General features: G+C 73.8%; 16 protein-coding genes and 1 riboswitch. Of the genes, 10 read left to right on the top strand and 6 right to left on the bottom strand.

From position 1 onward, the window contains the following. The first annotated feature begins 64 nt into the window (after positions 1–64). Complete coding sequence (locus ACPXBU_RS28790) at positions 65–2521, top strand: FtsK/SpoIIIE family DNA translocase (protein WP_393375288.1); 2457 nt, start codon at positions 65–67, stop codon at positions 2519–2521. Positions 2522–2547: 26 nt separating this feature from the next. Here ACPXBU_RS28790 and sugE read toward each other — a convergent pair whose 3' ends face one another. Continuing rightward, the gene (sugE, locus tag ACPXBU_RS28785; protein WP_393375291.1) at positions 2548–2862 is read right to left on the bottom strand and encodes a quaternary ammonium compound efflux SMR transporter SugE; all 315 of its coding nucleotides are present in this window, start codon (positions 2860–2862) and stop codon (positions 2548–2550) included. A 61-nt stretch (positions 2863–2923) separates the two neighbouring features. Further along, a riboswitch (guanidine-III (ykkC-III) riboswitch) is annotated at positions 2924–2987 on the bottom strand. A gap of 143 nt (positions 2988–3130) precedes the next feature. Here sugE and ACPXBU_RS28780 point away from each other — a divergent pair. From ACPXBU_RS28780 to pspM, 7 genes are all read left to right on the top strand, one after another. Continuing rightward, entirely contained in the window at positions 3131–4054 is a 924-nt protein-coding gene (locus ACPXBU_RS28780) for an ornithine cyclodeaminase family protein (protein ID WP_425760491.1), read from the top strand. 105 nt (positions 4055–4159) lie between these two features. Beyond that, complete coding sequence (gene rimO / locus ACPXBU_RS28775; RefSeq protein ID WP_393375297.1) at positions 4160–5668, top strand: 30S ribosomal protein S12 methylthiotransferase RimO; 1509 nt, start codon at positions 4160–4162, stop codon at positions 5666–5668. Between the two features lie 65 nt (positions 5669–5733). Then, the gene (gene pgsA, locus ACPXBU_RS28770) at positions 5734–6324 is read left to right on the top strand and encodes a CDP-diacylglycerol--glycerol-3-phosphate 3-phosphatidyltransferase (RefSeq protein ID WP_393375300.1); all 591 of its coding nucleotides are present in this window, start codon (positions 5734–5736) and stop codon (positions 6322–6324) included. Between the two features lie 287 nt (positions 6325–6611). Next, positions 6612–7172 carry a CinA family protein gene (locus ACPXBU_RS28765; RefSeq protein WP_425760490.1) on the top strand — a complete coding sequence of 187 codons (561 nt, stop codon included), beginning with the start codon at positions 6612–6614 and terminating at the stop codon, positions 7170–7172. Between the two features lie 265 nt (positions 7173–7437). Continuing rightward, positions 7438–7878 carry a helix-turn-helix domain-containing protein gene (locus ACPXBU_RS28760; RefSeq protein WP_425760488.1) on the top strand — a complete coding sequence of 147 codons (441 nt, stop codon included), beginning with the start codon at positions 7438–7440 and terminating at the stop codon, positions 7876–7878. A 203-nt stretch (positions 7879–8081) separates the two neighbouring features. Beyond that, the gene (locus ACPXBU_RS28755; RefSeq protein WP_393375307.1) at positions 8082–8954 is read left to right on the top strand and encodes a PspA/IM30 family protein; all 873 of its coding nucleotides are present in this window, start codon (positions 8082–8084) and stop codon (positions 8952–8954) included. A 23-nt stretch (positions 8955–8977) separates the two neighbouring features. Beyond that, the gene (gene pspM / locus ACPXBU_RS28750; protein WP_393375310.1) at positions 8978–9763 is read left to right on the top strand and encodes a phage shock envelope stress response protein PspM; all 786 of its coding nucleotides are present in this window, start codon (positions 8978–8980) and stop codon (positions 9761–9763) included. A gap of 64 nt (positions 9764–9827) precedes the next feature. On the opposite strand, the gene ACPXBU_RS28745 is transcribed toward pspM, so the two are convergent. Both ACPXBU_RS28745 and ACPXBU_RS28740 read right to left on the bottom strand, forming a co-directional pair. Next, positions 9828–13445, bottom strand: a complete 3618-nt coding sequence (locus tag ACPXBU_RS28745; RefSeq protein ID WP_425760486.1) for a hypothetical protein — start codon at positions 13443–13445, stop codon at positions 9828–9830. Between the two features lie 164 nt (positions 13446–13609). Next, complete coding sequence (locus tag ACPXBU_RS28740) at positions 13610–14419, bottom strand: DNA-formamidopyrimidine glycosylase family protein (RefSeq protein WP_425760484.1); 810 nt, start codon at positions 14417–14419, stop codon at positions 13610–13612. 109 nt (positions 14420–14528) lie between these two features. On the opposite strand from ACPXBU_RS28740, the gene ACPXBU_RS28735 reads away from it, so the two are divergent. After that, entirely contained in the window at positions 14529–15776 is a 1248-nt protein-coding gene (locus ACPXBU_RS28735) for a hypothetical protein (protein ID WP_425760482.1), read from the top strand. Between the two features lie 25 nt (positions 15777–15801). Here the strand turns inward: ACPXBU_RS28735 and ACPXBU_RS28730 are convergent, their stop codons facing one another. From ACPXBU_RS28730 to ACPXBU_RS28720, 3 genes are read right to left on the bottom strand one after another with little or no spacing between them, the layout of a single operon-like run. Beyond that, a complete protein-coding gene (locus ACPXBU_RS28730; RefSeq protein WP_110566168.1) occupies positions 15802–16044 on the bottom strand; it encodes a CPCC family cysteine-rich protein in 243 nt (80 codons plus the stop codon). A 25-nt stretch (positions 16045–16069) separates the two neighbouring features. Beyond that, the gene (locus ACPXBU_RS28725) at positions 16070–16870 is read right to left on the bottom strand and encodes an SAM hydrolase/SAM-dependent halogenase family protein (protein WP_425760481.1); all 801 of its coding nucleotides are present in this window, start codon (positions 16868–16870) and stop codon (positions 16070–16072) included. A 9-nt stretch (positions 16871–16879) separates the two neighbouring features. Further along, positions 16880–17365: a GNAT family N-acetyltransferase gene (locus tag ACPXBU_RS28720; RefSeq protein ID WP_425760479.1), complete on the bottom strand. Its 486-nt coding sequence runs from the start codon at positions 17363–17365 to the stop codon at positions 16880–16882. Between the two features lie 143 nt (positions 17366–17508). Between ACPXBU_RS28720 and ACPXBU_RS28715 the strand changes: the two genes are divergently transcribed. Next, the gene (locus ACPXBU_RS28715) at positions 17509–18114 is read left to right on the top strand and encodes a hypothetical protein (RefSeq protein ID WP_425760478.1); all 606 of its coding nucleotides are present in this window, start codon (positions 17509–17511) and stop codon (positions 18112–18114) included. Positions 18115–18129: the final 15 nt, after the last annotated feature.

Raw genomic sequence — 18129 nt, 5'->3', positions numbered from 1 at the left:
TACGACGCGCGGACACGACCCGGAAAAGCGGGGATCTGCCCGGCCCCACCGTTACCGTGACTCTATGGCGGGCCGTACCTCTCAGGCGAGCCGGCGGCGCGGCGCGTCGCCGCGCGGTGGCACCAACAGTCGTGCCCGTCAACCGGCGAAGAAGACCCGGGCGCCGGTCCGTCGTCGTACGACGCCGGCGCGACCCGGCGCGGCCGTCTACGTGGGCCGCGCGGTGGGCGCACTGTGGATGGGCGTGGCACACGGGATGGGCTGGGCGGTGCGGGCCGCCGGTCGGCAGGCCGCCTCCGCCCGTGACCTCGACCCGGAGCACCGCCGGGACGGCGCCGGGCTGCTGATGTTCGGGTTCGCCCTGCTCACCGCCGTGGCGCTGTGGCTCTCCGGAGCGGGTCCGGTGGGCGCGCAACTGGCCGACACGATCCGGCTGTTCCTGGGCGCGATCTCGGTGGTCGTACCGGTGCTGCTGATGATCGGCGCGTGGCGGTTGATGCGTCAGCCGGCCGACCCGGAGCACCGGGGTCGCGGGTTGATCGGCTGGAGCTCACTGCTCGTCTCGACCGCCGCGCTGCTCCACATCGGTCAGGCCCCGGGCAACCCGCTGCAGCGGGACTTCGCGGGCGGGCTGGTCGGCGCCGGCATCGGCGGGCTGCTGGAACGCGCGGTCACCGCCTGGGTGGCGGTGCCGCTGCTGATCCTGCTGCTGCTCTTCGGTCTGCTCGTGGTGACCGCGACACCGATCAACAAGATCCCGGAGCGGCTGGGCCTGTTGGCCGGCGGGCTGGTCGCCACACCGGAGGCCGCCGAGGAAGCCGACGAGCCGGCCGCCCAGCGGCCGCGGAAGCGGCCGGCGAAGCGGACCCCTGCGCCGGTGGACCCGGACGACTTCGAGGACCTGGACGGCGCGGACCTCCAGGAAACCATGGTGCTGCCGCGCAAGTCCCCGGCGAAGGTGCCGGCGAGCCGCCGGCCGCCGGTCGAGCCGCCGGAGCACTCGCCCGCGCCGACGCGCGCCGAGCAGCTCGCGCTCACCGGACTGGCCGGCGACTACACCCTGCCACCGCCCAACATGCTCAGCGCCGGTGCCGCCGCGAAGACCCGCAGCAAGGCCAACGACGAGGTGATCGCCGCGCTGACCGGCGTGTTCGACCAGTTCGACGTGGACGCCGCGGTCACCGGCTTCACCCGTGGCCCGACGGTCACCCGCTACGAGGTCGAGCTGGGCCACGGCGTCAAGGTCGAGCGGATCACCCAGCTCTCCCGCAACATCGCGTACGCCGTGAAGTCGCCGGACGTGCGGATCCTCAGCCCGATCCCGGGCAAGAGCGCGGTCGGCGTGGAGATCCCGAACACCGATCCGGAGAACGTCGCCCTCGGCGACGTGCTGCGCTCACGTGCGGCGACAAGCGACCACCATCCGATGGTCGTGGCGCTCGGCAAGGACATCGAGGGCGGCTACGTGGTGGCCAACCTCGCGAAGATGCCGCACATTTTGATAGCCGGGGCCACCGGCGCGGGCAAGTCGAGCTGCCTCAACACCCTGCTGGTGTCCGTCCTCACCCGGGCCACCCCGGACGAGGTACGCCTGCTGCTGATCGACCCGAAGCGGGTCGAGATGACCGGCTACGAGGGCATCCCGCACCTGGTCACCCCGATCGTGACGAATGCCAAGAAGGCGGCCGACTCGCTGGACTGGGTGGTCCGCGAGATGGACATGCGCTACGACGACCTCGCCGCCAACGGGGTCCGGCACATCGACGACTTCAACCGCAAGGTCCGCAACGGCGAGATCAAGGCCCCGCCGGGCAGCGAACGGGAGATGCGCCCGTACCCGTACCTGTTGGTGATCGTGGACGAGTTGGCCGACCTGATGATGGTCGCTCCGCGCGACGTGGAGGACTCGGTCGTCCGGATCACCCAGTTGGCCCGCGCGGCCGGCATCCACCTGGTCCTGGCCACCCAGCGGCCCTCGGTCGACGTGGTGACCGGTCTGATCAAGGCGAACGTGCCGTCCCGGCTGGCGTTCGCCACCTCCTCGCTCGCGGACTCCCGGGTCATCCTCGACCAGCCGGGCGCGGAGAAGCTGCTCGGTCGCGGCGACGGGCTCTTCCTGCCGATGGGCGCCTCCAAGCCGGTACGCATCCAGGGCGCCTGGGTCACCGAGCGCGAGATCGCCGACGTCGTGAAGTTCTGCAAGGACCAGCGCGAGCCGGAGTTCCGCAAGGACGTGCTGGCCCCCGCGCAGGAGACCAAGAAGAAGATCGACGAGGACATCGGCGACGACCTCGACCTGTTGGTGCAGGCGGTGGAGCTGGTGGTGACCTCGCAGTTCGGCTCGACCTCGATGCTCCAGCGCAAGCTGCGTGTCGGTTTCGCGAAGGCGGGCCGGCTGATGGACCTGATGGAGACCCGTGGGGTGGTCGGGCCGTCCGAGGGATCGAAGGCACGTGACGTGCTGGTCAAGCCGGACGAGTTGGAGGAGGTCCTGTCCGGCCTGCGCGGTGACGTGGACTGATCGGCGGTCACCCGCACCACGGTTCCTCAGTGGAAGATCTTCAGGCCGATCACGCCGGCGACCACCAGCAGCAGGCACAGGATCCGGGGCAGACTCGCCGACTCGCCGAGCACCAGCATCCCGACCAGCGCCGTGCCGACCGCGCCGATGCCGACCCAGACCGCGTACCCGGTGCCGACCGGGATCTCGCGCAGCGCGTACGCCAGACCGGCCATGCTCAGGACCAGCGTCACCGCGAACACCACGGACGGGACGAGCCGGCTGAGGCCGGCGCTGCGGTCCAGGGCGACCGCCCAGGCCGTCTCCAACAGTCCGGAGATCACCAGTACCAGCCAGGCCATCGTTCACCTCACGCGGGAGTGCCCGGGCCGCCGGGGCCGGGGACGAGTCGGGTCTGCACGTCGCGGGGCGTCTTGGCCTGACCGGGTACGCCCACCACTCGTCCGGGGTGGCCGCGGGCCACCGAGGCCGACGCTAGCACCGGTCGGCCGTCGTGGCGGCTGGACGGGTGAGGCGCTGGCGGGTGGACGGGTCGGGTGCCGGTGGGCGCAGTGACTCCCGCCACCCCGTCTTGACCTGCACTTGACTCTAACTTGCAGGATGACCACCATGACGCTGATCTATGCCGACTCCGAGGTCGCCGCCGCGCTGGACGCCGCCACCACCGTCGACGTCATGCGGGCCGCCCTCCTGGCCGCGTACGAGGGACGTCTCGTGGCCCCGCCTCGGGCCGCCGCTCCGCTCAGCGGTGGGCGGCTGGTGCTCACCGCCGGGCACCTGGTCGGCGAGTGGTACGGCTTCCGCTCCTACGACACCTTCGGCCACCCACGGAGTGAGCAGGTGGTGGTGCTGCACGACGCGGGCACCGGGGCGATCCGGGCGGTCGCGGTGGGCGAGGAGCTGGGTTCCCGTCGTACCGGAGGACTGGGTGGCCTGGCGGTCGACGCCCTGGCCCGCCCGGACGCGGCCACCCTCGGCGTGGTCGGCTCCGGCCGGCAGGCCTGGACCCAGGTCTGGGCCGCCGCCGCGGTCCGCCCGTTGCGCGAGGTGGTGGTGCACAGCCGCTCCGCCGCCCGGAGGGACGCCTTCGCCGCGCGGGTCCGCGCCGAACTGGGCGTGCCCGCCCGGACGGTGACCGACCCCGGCTCGGCCGTCGCCGGGCGGGACATCGTGGTGCTCGCGACGACAAGCCCGACCCCGGTGCTCCGCGCCGCCGACCTCAGCCCCGGCACGCACCTCAACGCGGTCGGCTTCAAGCAGCGTGACCGCAGCGAGTTCGGCACCGACCTGCTGGACGCCGCCGACCTGCTGGTCACCGACTCGCCAGCACAGGCTGCGGACTACCAGCCGCCGATGCTCGCCGCCACGCCCCCGTACGCCGGGCGGTTGCGCGACCTGGGCGGCGTCCTGGCCGGCGCCGTTCCCGGCCGGACCACCGCGGATGAGATCTCGGTCTTCTGCTCCACCGGCCTGGCCGGCACCGAGGTCTTCCTGCTCGACGCGTTGACCCGCATGGGCGCCGTGGCGCGCTGAGCGCCGGCGGGGGACCCGGTGACCGATTCGGTGCCGGGCCGCGTGGCCGGGTCGTCACCGCAGCCCCGCGTGCGTGGGCTTCCCCGGACGGCCCGGTACCCTCGGATGGTGTCTGCCACCTCTCCCGCTCCCTCTGACAACGCCGAGGGCCGTCGCGTCGCCCTGCTGACCCTGGGCTGCGCCCGCAACGAGGTCGACTCGGAGGAGCTGGCCGCACGGCTGCACGCCGACGGCTGGCAGGTGACCACCGACGGCGAGGGCGCCGACGTGGTCGTCGTCAACACCTGCGGCTTCGTGGAGAAGGCCAAGCAGGATTCCATCCAGACCCTGCTCGCCGCCGCCGGGACCGGCGCCAAGGTGGTCGCGGCGGGCTGCATGGCCGAGCGGTACGGCCGGGAGCTGGCCGACAGCCTGCCCGAGGCGCAGGCGGTGTTGAGCTTCGACGACTACCCGGACATCGCCGCCCGGCTGAACGCGGTCGTCGCCGGTGAGCAGGTCACCGCGCACACCCCGCGAGACCGGCGTGAGCTGCTGCCGCTGACCCCGGTGAAGCGGCGCGACAGCGCCGTGTCGCTGCCCGGTCACGGCACCGTGAGCCGCACCGCCGTCGACACCGACGAGCACACCCCCGCGCACCTGCGGCAGATCCTGCGCCGCCGACTGGACACCGGCCCGGTGGCCTCGTTGAAGCTGGCCAGCGGCTGCGACCGGCGCTGCGCGTTCTGTGCCATTCCCGCCTTCCGGGGAGCGTTCGTCTCGCGTACCCCGGACGAGTTGCTCGCCGAGGCGGAGTGGTTGGCCAAGACCGGCGTACGGGAGCTGGTGCTGGTCAGTGAGAACTCCACCTCGTACGGCAAGGACCTGGGCGACCCCCGCGCGCTGGAGAAGCTGCTGCCGCAGCTCGCCGCCGTGACCGGCATCGTCCGGGTGCGGGCGAGCTACCTCCAGCCGGCGGAGACCCGCCCCGGGTTGGTCGAGGCGATCGCCAACACCCCGGGCGTGGCCCCGTACTTCGACCTGTCGTTCCAGCACTCCAGCGAGCCGGTGCTGCGCCGGATGCGACGTTTCGGCTCCACCGACCGTTTCCTGGAGCTGCTGGCGGGCGCCCGGGCGTTGGCCCCGGACGCGGGCGCCCGGAGCAACTTCATCGTCGGTTTCCCCGGCGAGACCCGCGCCGACGTCGACGAGCTGGTCCGGTTCCTGACCGAGGCCCGGCTGGACGCGATCGGCATGTTCGACTACAGCGACGAGGACGGCACCGAGGCCGCCGGCCTGCCCGGCAAGGTCTCCGCCGCGACGATCAAGCGGCGCTACGACCGGCTGAGCGCGCTCGCCGACGAGCTGTGCTCGCAGCGGGCCGAGGACCGCCTCGGCTCAACCGTCGAGGTGCTCGTCGACTCGGTCGAGGACGGCGTGGTGGAGGGTCGGGCGGCGCACCAGGCGCCGGAGGTGGACGGTTCCACCACCCTGGTCGCCCCGGCCGAGGGTGGGGTCGACCTCGCCGCGCTGCGACCCGGTGACCTGGTACGCGCAACGGTCACCGGCACCGAAGGGGTGGACCTGCTGGCGGTGCCGGATGAGATGATCTCGGCGGCGCCCGGCGCGGCACGGTGACGGTGGGCCCAGGCGGAGCGGGGGAGCCCAGTGGTGCGGTGCCGGGTACGCCACGGAGCGCGGCGGTGACCGGGGCGACGGAGTCGACGCCGGCCCGGGTGGTCGCCGTGGTGCCGATCGTCAACGCGGCCAACGCGCTCACCGCCCTGCGGCTCGCGTTGGTGCCGGTCTTCGCCGCCTCGGTGATCATGTCCGGGATGACCCACGCCGGCTGGCGGATGGCGGCCTGTCTGATCTTCGCGGTGGCGTCGGCGACCGACCTGGTGGACGGCTGGATCGCCCGCCGGTTCGGGCTCGTCACGTCGGTCGGCAAGGTGGCCGACCCGATCGCCGACAAGGCGCTCACCGGCGCCGCCCTGGTGTTGCTCTCCTGGTACGGCCAGGTGCCCTGGTGGGTGACCGCGCTGATCCTCGTCCGCGAGCTGGGCATCACGGGGCTGCGGTTCTGGGTGATCCGGCACGGCGTGATCGCGGCCAGCCGAGGCGGCAAGGTCAAGACCGCGCTCCAGATCCTGGCCATCGCCTGGTATCTCTGGCCGATGCCCGCCGCCCTCGCCGCCGTCGGCCCATGGATCATGGCCGCCGCCGTCCTGGTGACGGTCGCCACCGGCTTCGACTACATAGCCCAGGCCCTCCGCCTCCGCCGCCCCCGCTAAAGCCCCACCCCACCCCCACCCCCACCCCACCCCACCCCCACCCCCACCCCCACCCCGGCCCCCGGCTGCCCCCGCCCCCACCCCCGCCCCGCCCGAACCCCGTTGATCATGAGGTTATCGGCGTCCGGCGCGGCGTGTCGCAGCTATAACCTCATGATCGACGCGATCGGGGGGGGTGGGTGGGCGACGCGATCGGGGCGGGTGGGGTGGGTTGGGTGGGGTGGGGGTGGCAGGGTTGGGGGTTGGTGGGTGGGGAAGGGTGTGGGTGTGGCGGGAAGGACTTGTTGATGCAGCGGGATACTGGTCGTGAGCGGCCGGCGGATGGTGGGGCGGATGACGCCGAGGTGGGTAGTGCGGCAGCGGGAGTCGTGCACCGGCTGGTGCAGCGGCACGAGACCCTCGCCACCGTCGAATCACTCACCGGCGGGCTGCTGGCCGCGTCGATCGTGGACATCGCCGGCGTCAGCCGGATCTACCGGGGCGGCCTCGTGGTCTACGCCACCGAGTTGAAGGGCACCCTGGCCGACGTGCCCGCCGACCTGCTGTCCGAGCGGGGGCCGGTGGACCCGGACGTGGCGGCGGCGCTCGCCGCGGGTGGCCGCCAGCGCTGCGGCGCGGACTGGGGAGTGGCCACCACCGGCGTCGCCGGCCCCGAGCCGCAGGACGGCAAGCCCGTCGGCCTGGTCTACGTCGCGGTCGCCGGCCCGAACGGCGGTGCGGTCCGGCAACTCGACCTGGGCGGCGGGCGCGACCACGTCCGCGCCGCCGCGGTGGTCGAGGCGCTGCGGCTGCTCGCCGAGCGGATCCACGCCGCCGAAACCGCGACCCCCGCGCTGCCCACGACCTAGGCGACGAAGCGGGGGCGGACCGACGCGGTAGCGGCCCTCGCCAGGAAAACCGACTCCGCGACCGGCCCCGGGCATCCGGGCAGTTGGGAACGGTCGACGCCGCCCGACGTGAGCTGGTCTCGGCGAACCGACGGGCGGGGCGGGATGTCGGCTGGGCTCACAACGGGTACGGTTGCGGGAAGGCTCCGACGTTTCGGGGTCGGCGCGGTCCGCCGCGGCCGGCCGCCCAGCGCCGGGCGCGAGGTATCCCTCAGGGGGAGGTGCGATGATCCTGCTACGCCGGGTGATCGGTGACGCACTGCGGGCGCGCCGGCAGGGGCAGCAGCGCACGCTGCGCGAGGTCTCCACCGCCGCCAACGTCAGCCTCGGCTACCTCTCCGAGATCGAGCGGGGGCACAAGGAGCCGTCCAGCGAGCTGCTCGCCGCGATCTGCGACGCCCTCGGTGCCCGTCTGTCCGAGCTTCTCCGTGAGGTGAGCGACACCGTGGCGCTCGCCGAGCAGATGCCCGAGGTGCTCGTCTCGATGCAGGACGAGTCGGCCGACGCCGGGGCGGTGTCCAAGAACACCGGCCGGGGCGTCCGTCAGGTCACCTCCGATGGCAAGGTCGCCGTCTCGGTCCGCCAGGACTCGCCGCTCAAGGCCACGCTGCGCAGCTCGCGCGTCCGCCCGACCGAGCGCGACCGGGACGTGGTCTGCGCCGCCTGAGCCCGCCGCTCGGTCGGACCGTGGGAGGGCTGGCTCCGGCCGCGTAGGGTGGCCCACAGGAGCTGCCGGCGCGGTCGACCGCCCGGTACGGATGCCTCGTTGGCGTTCGGCTGGGACGATGGAGATCGGCCGGTGGTGGCCAGTCGGTCCATCCGGCCCGGCCGGCCGTGGTGGAGCGACGCTACTGAGGGGATACGGCGGAGATGGCGAACCCGTTCGTCAAGGGTTGGAACTACCTGATGGCGCTCTTCGGTGCGAAAATAGACGAGCATGCCGATCCGAAGGTGCAGATCCAGCAGGCCATCGAGGATGCCCAGCGGCAGCACCAGGCGCTCGTCCAGCAGGCTGCGGCGGTGATCGGCAACCAGCGTCAGCTGGAGATGAAGCTGTCCCGGCAGATGTCCGAGGTCGAGCGGTTGCAGGGCAACGCCCGGCAGGCCCTGGTGCTGTCCGACCAGGCCCGGGCCAAGGGTGACGAGGCCGAGGCCGTGCGGTTCGAGCAGTCGGCGCAGACCCTGGCCACCCAGTTGGTCTCCGCCGAACAGGCCACCGAAGACCTGAAGACCCTGCACGACCAGGCGCTGGGCGCCGCCGCCCAGGCCCGCCGTGCGGTCGAGAACAACTCGATGATCCTCCAGCAGAAGCTCGCCGAGCGCACCAAGCTGCTCAGCCAACTGGAGCAGGCCAAGATGCAGGAGTCGGTGGCCCGCTCGCTGGAGTCGATGTCGTCGCTCACCGCGCCCACGAACACCCCGTCCCTGGACGAGGTGCGCGATCGGATCGAGCGGCGGTACGCCAACGCGATGGGCCGTGCCGAGCTGGCGGGCAACTCCGTCGAGGGTCGGATGTTGGAGATCCAGAAGGCGACGATCGACTCAGCCGGTTCGGCCCGGCTGGAGCAGATCCGGTCCAGCATGGCGGGGGAGCAGCTCGGCGGCGCGTCGCAACGACCCGCCGTGCCGCAGGCCGAGAAGGCCGGCCCGGCCACCGACCCGACGGCCGCCGCCCGACTCGACGAGCTGCGCGCCAGCATGGCCCGTGAGCGGGGCACCGGCGACCCGACAGCCGCCGGCTGAACGACCGGACCGAGGAGGTCAGGGTGGCAGACGAGCGGACACGCTACTTCCGCAAACTGGGTCGGCTTCGCCGCTCCGCCCGACGGTGGAGCGTGCTCGCCGGTGGGCTCGGCGGCGCGGCTGCGGTGCTGACCCCGTACGCCGGCCTCGGTCTGCCCGACGCGGCCTGGGCCGGTGCCGCGGGCAGTGCGGTGGCGCTCGCCGCCTGGCGTTGGATCGACGTGCGTGCCCTCGCCGCCCAGCCGGCACCGCCCGCCCTCGACCCGGCGGAGGCCGCGGCCCGGTCGCGGGCCCGGCTGATCGCCGCCGTGGAGCGGCTGCCGGTCGGCCCGGGGGTGCTGGCCGAGGTCCGCCGGGTCCGCTCCCGGATCGCCCTGCGCGGCACCAGCGCGGGCGAGCAGTGGGCCCGACTCGACCGGGCTGCGCTCACCCTGGCCGGCATGGCTCCCCGGCTCACCGGGCTGGCCGAGCCGGCGGTGCTGGAGGCCGCCGCCGCCGACCGTTCGCTGCGTGACCTGGCCGCACGGGTGGCAAGCGTCGAACGGGCGTTGCGGCTGGCCCCGGCCGACGCCCGCCCGCCGCTGGCCGAGGCCCACGCCATGTTGACCGCCCAGTTGGAGGGCGGGGTGGCGGCCTACGAACGGCTGGTGGTGGCCGCCGCCGGTTACCTGGCCGAGGACGCCCGACCGGAGCCCGCGCACCCGGCGGCCGACCGGCTCACCGAGGCGACCGACCTGTTGCACGGGGTGGCCGGTGCGCTGGCCGAGCTGCGCGGCGTCGGCACTCCACTGCGCGCGCCGACCCGCTGAGAGCTGCGCGGCCTCGGCACTCCGCTGCGCGCGCCGACCCGCTGAGAGCACCGCGCCGGCCCGGTCACGGCGGCGTCGTGACCCGGACCGGTTCCGTGTACGGCGAACTGCCCACCACGTTGAACGACCTGATCCGGTAGTGGTAGGTGACGCCCCGGGTCAGTCCCGTGTTGCTGAAGCCGCGACCGGTCACCGTGAAGGTGGCCACCTCCCGGTCGAACGCCGGGTCCAGCGCCCGCTGCACGATGAACCCCGACCCCGGGCCGGCGGGGGTGCTCGCCGCCCACACCAGGACCACAGTCGCGGTGTCCGGCCCGGGTGCGCTCGCCGTGGCGTCCACCCCGTTCGGGGTGCCCGGCGCGGGCGGAGAGGTCACCGTGGCGACCGTCGACCAGGCCGAGGCGGCACCGAGGTAGGTGGTCCGCACCCGGTAGTAGTACGTGGTGTCCGGCGCGATCGAGACGTCCAGGTGGTTGTCGCCGGCACCGATCGCCGTGATGCCCGGCCCGCTGGTGAACGTCGGGTTGGTGGCCCGCTGCACGTCGATGCCGGTGGCGAACGACCGGTTCGTCCAGCGCAGGCCCGCCCGCAGCGGCGCGGCGGGCGGCAGTGCCGCGACCAGGCCACTCGGCGCGGCCAGGTGCACCGAGGCGGGCACCCCGTTGGACCAGGACGAGTAGCTGACCGCGTTCTCCGCCCGGATCCGGTAGTGGTAGGTCACCCCGGGAGTGACCGACGCGTCCGTGTACCGGCTGGCGGCCGCCGCGACGGTGATCGTGGTGACCTCCCCGTCGAATGTCGCGTCGGTGGCGCGCTGCAGCAGGTGACTGGTGGCCGGTGGACGGCCACCGTTGCTGGTCCAGGCGAGCGCGATCGCGGGTAGCGCGGTGGCCGAGCCCGGCACCGGCGTGGCGGTCAGCCCGGTCGGCGCCTTCGGCGTCACCCGCAGCACCAGTGGCCGGGTCATCCCGCCGTCGCGGTGGCCGGCGAGGTGGCTGTGCCAGCGGTATTCCCAGCCGAGGTTGACCAGCTGGTTGACCACTGTGGCGGGTCGCCCGTCCGCCGGGCTCACCGGGGTCGAGCCGGTCCGGGCACCGGCCGGGCGGCAGGGATCGAGCAGCCGGACGCTGTCACCCAGCTTGAACGGCAACGCCGGGGCGACCGGGCGCAGCGCCACGACCACGTCCTCCCGGGGGTTGACCCGGACGATCTGCTTCCAGCCCAACTCGGTGCCGTGCGGGAGCCGCAGCGTGCCGTCCCAACCGACCCGGTTGACCACCTGCACGTCGCAGCCGCCGAAATGCAGCGGTTCGGTCTGCCGGACGTTGCCGCTGATCCGCCAGAGCTGGGTGCCGTCGGTCGCGCTGCCCAACGGCACGGCCGGGTCGGTGGCGAAGAGCACCTCGGTGACCGGGTCGGTCGGACCGAGGGGCAGGGTCGTCGGGTTGAGCGGCCCGGCGTGCGGGTGTCCGACGCCGAGTCGGCCGACCAGCCGGCCGTGGTCGGGCTCGAAGACCTGCTGGACGGCCTTGACCGCGATCGGCAGCGTCACCGGGCCCGCCGCGGCCGTCGGTGTGATCGTCACCGAGGTGGCGTGCACCGGCACCGTCGTCGTCGACGCGGTACGGGTGCCGAACGCCGGGTCGTACGCCGGTTGCGGCACGATCGGCGGACGTTGACTGGCCGCGTACGCCACGGGCAGCCGGTCCCGCAGCCGGCCCAGGTCGTACGTCGGCGCCGGGGCCCCCGCCACCCGGAACTGGAGCAGGGTACGGGTGTTCGGGCCGTACCCCGGCTCGGTGCCCGGCGGCCCACCCTCGGCCGTCCGGTCCGGTGCGTCGGTGTGCTGGTCGTAGCGTGGGTCGAAGCCGGGCAGCGGCGCCGGGGCGTCGTTGTACAGGATCAGCGTGCTGCCCGGCGCCACGGTGGAGAAGTCGACAAGCACGTCGGCCCGTTCGCCCGGGGCGAGCAGCAGGGTGTGCCCGTCGACGTTCAGCACGGTGGGGTCGAGCCGGTCGTAGCGGTAGCCGACCGGCCGGTTCGGCAGCACCACCGGGGCGGGCAGCAGCCCGGCCTCGTTGCCGATCTGGATGAACTCCGGCCCGGCGGCGCGCGGATCCGGCACACCGCCGTCGCGTCCGTCGGTCGGCCACCCCGGCGGCCGGTCCGCCGCCCGCACCGCCGGCACCATCGGCACCTCCCCCGCTTCGGCCTCGGCGAGCGCCCCGTCGGCGGTCCACATCGGCGCGTCGGAGCAGGCCCGGTAGAGCTGGAGGTTGAGGCTGCGGTCCAGGCAGGCGTTGAGGATCCGGAACCGGTACGCGCGCGGCGCCACCTCCAGGTACGGGTAGGCGACGCCGTTGACGAGCGGGGTGTCGCCGTACGCCTCGGGCACCGCCGACGGGTACGGCACGCCGGGGCGCAGCGGTGGCTCGTCCGGTGCGTCGACCGGATCGTGGTGCGGGTTGGCGACGCAGCCGTCGGCGCGTGCGCTGTCCGCGGCGGGATCACGCGACCAGGGGCCGTAGTCCCACCGGCCGGTGGGGTTGCGTCCGCCGGACCGGTACGGGTTCTGCCGCGGCTGGTAGACGTGCGGGTGCCAGAGGCTGCCCCGGGCCCCCCAGCGTTCCCGGTCCCAGGTGGGGTCCTCGGCGGCGAGTTGGGCGTCGTCCGGCACGAACGTCTTGTCCTCGATCACCAGCGGCAGCTGGTCGGCCGGCAGCACCGCGTCGGCGACGAGCTGCTCCTCGGCCGGGTCGGTGAGCAGGTAGAGCGCGAGCTGTCCGCCGTACACGGTGAGCCGGGCCAGTCCGAGGGTGTTGTCGTGGAACCACAGCAGCCGGCCGCTCTGCTCGTTCGGGTAGTACAGGGTGGTGGCCCCGGCGCCCGGCGCCGGCATGTCCGGCACGTCTGTCACGCCCACCCCGATCGGGTACGGGGTGATCTCCCCGGCCGGCGTGATCCACTGCCCCGGGTTGCCGGCGCTGTTCCAGCCGGTGTGCGCCCCGGCCAGGTGCAGCACGGCGCGGTTCTGCGGAAACGGGGCGGGCCCGTCCAGCGGGCCGATCCCGGCCCCCTCGACGGTGTCGTCGACCGGCAGGAACAACTCGCCGGCCCGGCCGGTCGGCAGGTGGTTGATGAACTTCACCCGGACCGGTCGGCCCCGCCGGGCGAGGATCATCGGGCCGAGGTGCCAGGGCCGCTCCGGGGGCGCCACCGTGTTGTGGCCCGCCGGGTCGGTGCCCAGGTTGAGCTGCCGGTAGCCGCGCAGCCGGGTGGCCGGCAGGTCCCGGTGCAGCCGTTGCGCGTACTCCTGCACGACGATCTCGTAGTAGTCGCAGCCCGGAAAGGTGATGGTGTCCGGCGTTGCCACCGGCAGGTGGCCGCCGAGGTCGGTGCCGTCGCGCCGGCCCGGGACGGGCAGTGGGTCGACGAACTTGCGCAGCCCGCTCCCGGGCGTCAGCCGCCCGGCGGTGTCGCGCGTCGGGCGAGGGCTGTGGGCGAAGTTCGGCACCGGCCCGAAGCAGCGGGGCGGCACGGCCGGGTCCAGGCTCGGTGCCGGGGCGGTCTCCTCGGCGGTACGCGCGGCCGGCACGGACGCCGTCGCGCCGTTGACACGGCCGTCGGTGTCGCGGGTGGCCCGTTCGAAGAAGGTGGAGCGGAGTCTGCGGAACAACGCCATGACTCTCCCCGGGTCGGGGCGCGAGGGTCACCACCCCGGCGTGGCTGCCTCGGCGCTCTGTTGACGATCGGTGAGCACTCAACCGCAGCATGCGACTCCGACGGCCGGATAGGAATTACCCAATCGTCCGTATCTGGGCCGGACTTCGTAGATCGCCGCCCTGGTCAGCCGGATTCTGGGGTGCCGGGGTGGTCGGGCTGGCAGACCGGGCACCAGTAGGTGACCCTCTCGCCCAACTCCTCCTTGCGGATCGCGGTGCCGCAGCGGCGGCACGGCTGGGCGCGGCGACCGTAGACGTAGCTGGTCTGGCCCCGGTGCAGGGATCCGGTGCTGCTCTGCGTCCACCGGCCACGGTTGGCGGCGAGCAGCCGCTGGGCGAGGGCCACCAGGCCGGGCAGGTCGGGCACCGCGCCGACCGGCGTCCACGGGGACACCCCGCGCAGAAACAGCACCTCGCACTTGTAGAGGTTGCCCACCCCGGCCAGGTTGCGCTGGTCGAGCAGCGCCTCGCCGATGGTCTGTTCCGGGTGGCCGGCGAGTCGGCGGACCGCCTCGTCCGGGTCCCAGTCCGGGCCGAGCAGGTCGGGGCCGAGGTGGCCGACCAGCTGGTCCTCCTCGGCGGTCGGCACGAGGGTCAGCTCGTGCAGGTGATAGCCGACCGCGACCGCGCCGGGGCTGCGCAGCACCACGCGGATCAGGTGCGCGGGCCGGCCGGTCCAGCGTTCCCCCGGGGCGTACGCCCGCCAGGCCCCGTCCATCCGCAGGTGCGAGTGCAGGGTCCAGTGCGCCTGGTCCGGGGCGCAGAGGCGGAGCAGCAGGTGCTTGCCCCGGCTGGCCGACTCGCGGACGGTCCAACCGGTGAGGTCGGTGGTCGCCAGCCGGGGCACGCGGAAGTCACTGTCGGTGATCCGCGCGCCGGCGAGCGCGCGGTGCAGCACACGCGCGGTGTTCCAGACGGTGTCGCCTTCGGGCACCCTGTCATTCTCCCTCATTTGAGTGGCATTCGCATGTGTCGCTATTTGTACACCGGTTCCTCCTGATCTCCCGACATGCGATGGTCAGGGAGTTCTGAGGAGAATGCCTATGTCCAGGCTGCATTGTCGTACTCGGTCCCTCGCCCTCGTCGTCCCCCTCGCCCTCGCCCTCACCGCAACCCTCCTACCCGCCGCCGGCCAGACTCCCGCCGCCGGAAGCCCACTCACCCGCACCGCCGCCGCACCTGGCGGCGAACGGTGGAACGCCGACCTGTCCGTCGTCGACCGGGACGACGTAAACGTCCGGCGCACCGCCGCCGGGCTGCGCCTGCGCGAGGCCCGGCCCGCCGGACGCAGCCCGCGAAGCGCAGTCGCCGAGGGGATGCTGCTGAGCGCTCCCCGGACCCTCAGTCGGCCGGCCACCCGGGTCCGCGCCCAGGTCAGCGCCCATACCCCGGCGGGCGCCACAGTCGAGGCCCAGGTCCGTGGTTGGCGGGTCAGTGGCTGGACCGAGTGGCGGACCGCCACCGCAGGCGCCGTCTTCGACCACCCGGTGAGCCGGGTGCAGAGCAGGGTCGTCCTGACCGCCACCGCCGGCGGCGCCACCGCGACGGTACGGGGCGTCCAGCTCACCGCCGACACGACCGCCGCCGTCGCCGTCGCCACGCCGGGCCTCACCTACCGGGTGTACGCCACCCGCATCGGCCTGGTCGGCCAGCAGACCGCCAACGGCCGCACCGTGCAACCCCGGGACCATTTCGTGGCGCTACCGTCGCGGCGCAGCCTGTCCCCGCTCAACTCGGGCGACTACTCCGTGCGGGTCTGCACCACCAGCGGCTCCCGCTGCGAGTACGCCCCGGTCTGGGACGTCGGGCCGTGGAACACCCGCGACGACTACTGGAACCCGTCGGCGGTGCGGGAGAACTGGAAGATCCTGGGGCAGGGCCGACCCGAGGCGCAGGCCGCCTACCAGTCCGGCTTCAACGGCGGGCGGGACCAGTTCGGCAGGACGGTGCTCAACCCGGCCGCCGTCGACCTGGCCGACGGCACCTTCTGGGACGGTCTCCAGTTGACCACCAACGCGTGGGTGGACGTCGCCTACCTGTGGACCGGTGGCGGGCTGCGCGGCGTGGTCGGTGACGGGCCGCTCACCGTCCGCGCCGGGGCCAGCACGTCGTACCCGAGCCGTGGTCTTGCTGCCCGGTTCGCCAACGTGCCGATCCAGTGCTACGTCACCGGCCAGTCCGTGGCCGGTCCCTACGGCACCACCACCCGTTGGGACCGGCTGGCCACCGGCCAGTACGTCAGCCACGCCTACATCTCGGTCGTCTACGGAGGCGTCGTGCCGGTCTGCTGACCCGTGCTCGCCCCGGCGGGTGCCCTCAGGGGCGCTCGTCGGGGCGGGCCGGGCGCACCATGTCCTGGTAACGCGGGTGGCTGGCGCCGTAGACGGCGTAGTTGAGTCGAGCGTGCGAGAGGCTCAGGTCGCCGTTGGGGCCACCCCGGACCGCGTCGGCGTCGGCGTCGGTCTGGCCGTCGTCGGTCCAGAAACAGACCGGGCAGGTCCCCCCACCGGTCCGGGATGCACAGCAGGGACAGCCCACGGGAACCACTTGTTCACCCACCGGGGCAGCATTCCACAGTCGAATATCAGCGGGAAACCCGCAGGACGTCACCCGGGGCCACCCGAAGGAGGTCCACCGCCCGCCCGCCGTTGACCGCGACCGCGACGAGCCCGGCCGAGTCGACGTACACCACCAGGCCATCGGCCGGGGCGTCGCCGAAGGTCCGTCCCCGGACGGCCGTCCGGGTCGGCTCCGCACCGGGCGGCCCGACCCGCAGCTCCGCCGGAAGCCTGTCCAGCAGGTGCGCCGGTGCGGCCACCTGGACGTTGCCGAAATGGTCCACGGTCAACACCTCGGCGGTGAAGCCCTCGTCGTCGCGGGCCAGCGTCGGCGTCGGCAGCCGGACCAGGCCGTCCGGGTCGACCGGCGGCCCCGCCTCGGCCAGGGGCGCGCCGAGCGCCAGCCGGGCCGCCACCGGCGCGAAGACGTCCCGTCCGTGGAACGTGGCGGACACCCGCTCGGCCAGCCAGCGCGGCTCGGTCAGCCGCACCGCCGCGGTCACCCCGCCGAGAGCGGCGGCGGCGTCCGGCAGCAGCCCGTTGTCCGGACCGACAAGCAGCCCACCAGGGGTGGCCAGCGCGACCCCCCGCCGGGCGGTGCCCACCCCAGGGTCGACCACCGCCACGTGCACACCCACGGGCAGGTACGGCACCGTCTGCGCCAGCACGGCGGCGCCCCGCCGCACGTCCGCGGGTGGCACCAGGTGGGTCACGTCGAGGACCCGGACGGTCGGCGCGAGCCGGGCGATCACCCCGTGGCAGGCGGCCACGAAACCGTCGGTGAGGCCGTAGTCGGTGGTCAGGGATATCCAGGGCGTGTCGGACATCCCCGCAGGCTAACCCTCGACGTCGGTGCGCCGTTCCAGGACGAGTTCGTCGTGCAGCGGGATGCCGTCCTCGCCCACCAGCGGGATCTCCGGCTTGAGTCGACGGGCCCGGTCCACCGCGCCCCGGTCCACGTGCACCAGCCGCATGCCGCGCCGCTGGTAGAACCGCAGCGCCCGGAGGTTGTCGTTGGAGGTGATCAGCCACACCCGGGCCAGTCCCGCCTCCGCCGCGATCGAGGTCACCGCCTCCAGCAGGGCCGTACCGACGCCACCGCCGGGCGAGGCCGCGACGAGGGTGACCACCTCCAGGCCGTCCTCGTCGGTGCGGTAGGTAAGCGCCCCGAGCACCGCCGCGCCGTCGACCGCCACCAGGGTTGGCAGGGTACGCACGTCGTGCCGGGTGTCGTGGGCGACCACGTACGGGCCACCCCACTCGCGCTCGTGCAACGCGTCGACGGCCGCCCGCTCGGCGGATCGCGCCGCCCGTACCCGCACTCTGTCCACTGTCGACCCCCGGTCCCTCGCCGGCCCTGGAGCGTACCGGCGACGCGCGGTCGACCCGCGGATGGCGGAAATGGGACAGCGCGGTGGCCGACCGGCCCCTCCCGTCGCGCAGCGGTGCGGGGCAGACTGCCCTGGTGACCCTTCGGAGCGTGCCCGCCGTCGCGGTGCTGCTGGCCGCCGTCGCCCTCACCGCCGGCTGCGGCGGTGACGACGCCGACCCGCCGCGCGCGGTTCCCACCGCCTCGTCCGCCTCGCCGGCGTCGCCCGACGTGGCCCCGACGGCCGCCGTGTCGCCGAGCGCGCCGACGCCCTCGGTGGCCCCGCCCGGCACCGGCGGTGCGCCACCCCCACCGGCCGCACCCTCCGTTGTCCCGCCGGGGCCGCCGCAGCGCCGGCCGGCCAGTCCGCCGCCTGTGGTGCTGCCCAAACGACCGGCCGGGGCGCCCGGGGCGAAGCAGGTCGTCGACGCGTTCCGGGCCGCCGGCCTCAAGGTGCCGCGCCCGTTGGACCGCTCGGTCGACTGCGGACCGGACGGGCTCGGCCTGGGTTGCTCCGAACTGATCGCCACCGACGCCGTCACCGTGTACGTCTTCCCGGACGAGACAAGCGCCGGCGACATCGCGGAGACCTGGGGTGGCCAGTCGTACCGCCGTGGCGCGGTGGTGCTCAACTACCTTGAGGCGAAGACCCCGGCGGCCGACCGCCCGCGCTACGAGAAGGTGCTCGACGGCCTTCGCTGAGCAGTGCGCCGGGGC

This window comes from Micromonospora sp. DT231 (assembly GCF_049847025.1).
In the GTDB taxonomy this organism is placed as follows: Bacteria; Actinomycetota; Actinomycetes; order Mycobacteriales; family Micromonosporaceae; genus Micromonospora.
The sequence above is the reverse complement of the archived record's forward strand: the minus strand, read 5'-3'. Positions and strand labels throughout refer to the sequence as shown.

What these genes read in the sequence shown, in the direction of transcription:
- ACPXBU_RS28725 (WP_425760481.1), bottom strand. Translation starts at nt 16,870, where the DNA reads ATGTCCGACACGCCCTGGATATCCCTGACCACCGACTACGGCCTCACC.
- ACPXBU_RS28790 (WP_393375288.1), top strand. Translation starts at nt 65, where the DNA reads ATGGCGGGCCGTACCTCTCAGGCGAGCCGGCGGCGCGGCGCGTCGCCG.
- ACPXBU_RS28760 (WP_425760488.1), top strand. Translation starts at nt 7,438, where the DNA reads ATGATCCTGCTACGCCGGGTGATCGGTGACGCACTGCGGGCGCGCCGG.
- ACPXBU_RS28745 (WP_425760486.1), bottom strand. Translation starts at nt 13,445, where the DNA reads ATGGCGTTGTTCCGCAGACTCCGCTCCACCTTCTTCGAACGGGCCACC.
- ACPXBU_RS28735 (WP_425760482.1), top strand. Translation starts at nt 14,529, where the DNA reads ATGTCCAGGCTGCATTGTCGTACTCGGTCCCTCGCCCTCGTCGTCCCC.
- ACPXBU_RS28780 (WP_425760491.1), top strand. Translation starts at nt 3,131, where the DNA reads ATGACGCTGATCTATGCCGACTCCGAGGTCGCCGCCGCGCTGGACGCC.
- ACPXBU_RS28755 (WP_393375307.1), top strand. Translation starts at nt 8,082, where the DNA reads ATGGCGAACCCGTTCGTCAAGGGTTGGAACTACCTGATGGCGCTCTTC.
- sugE (WP_393375291.1), bottom strand. Translation starts at nt 2,862, where the DNA reads ATGGCCTGGCTGGTACTGGTGATCTCCGGACTGTTGGAGACGGCCTGG.
- ACPXBU_RS28765 (WP_425760490.1), top strand. Translation starts at nt 6,612, where the DNA reads ATGCAGCGGGATACTGGTCGTGAGCGGCCGGCGGATGGTGGGGCGGAT.
- rimO (WP_393375297.1), top strand. Translation starts at nt 4,160, where the DNA reads ATGGTGTCTGCCACCTCTCCCGCTCCCTCTGACAACGCCGAGGGCCGT.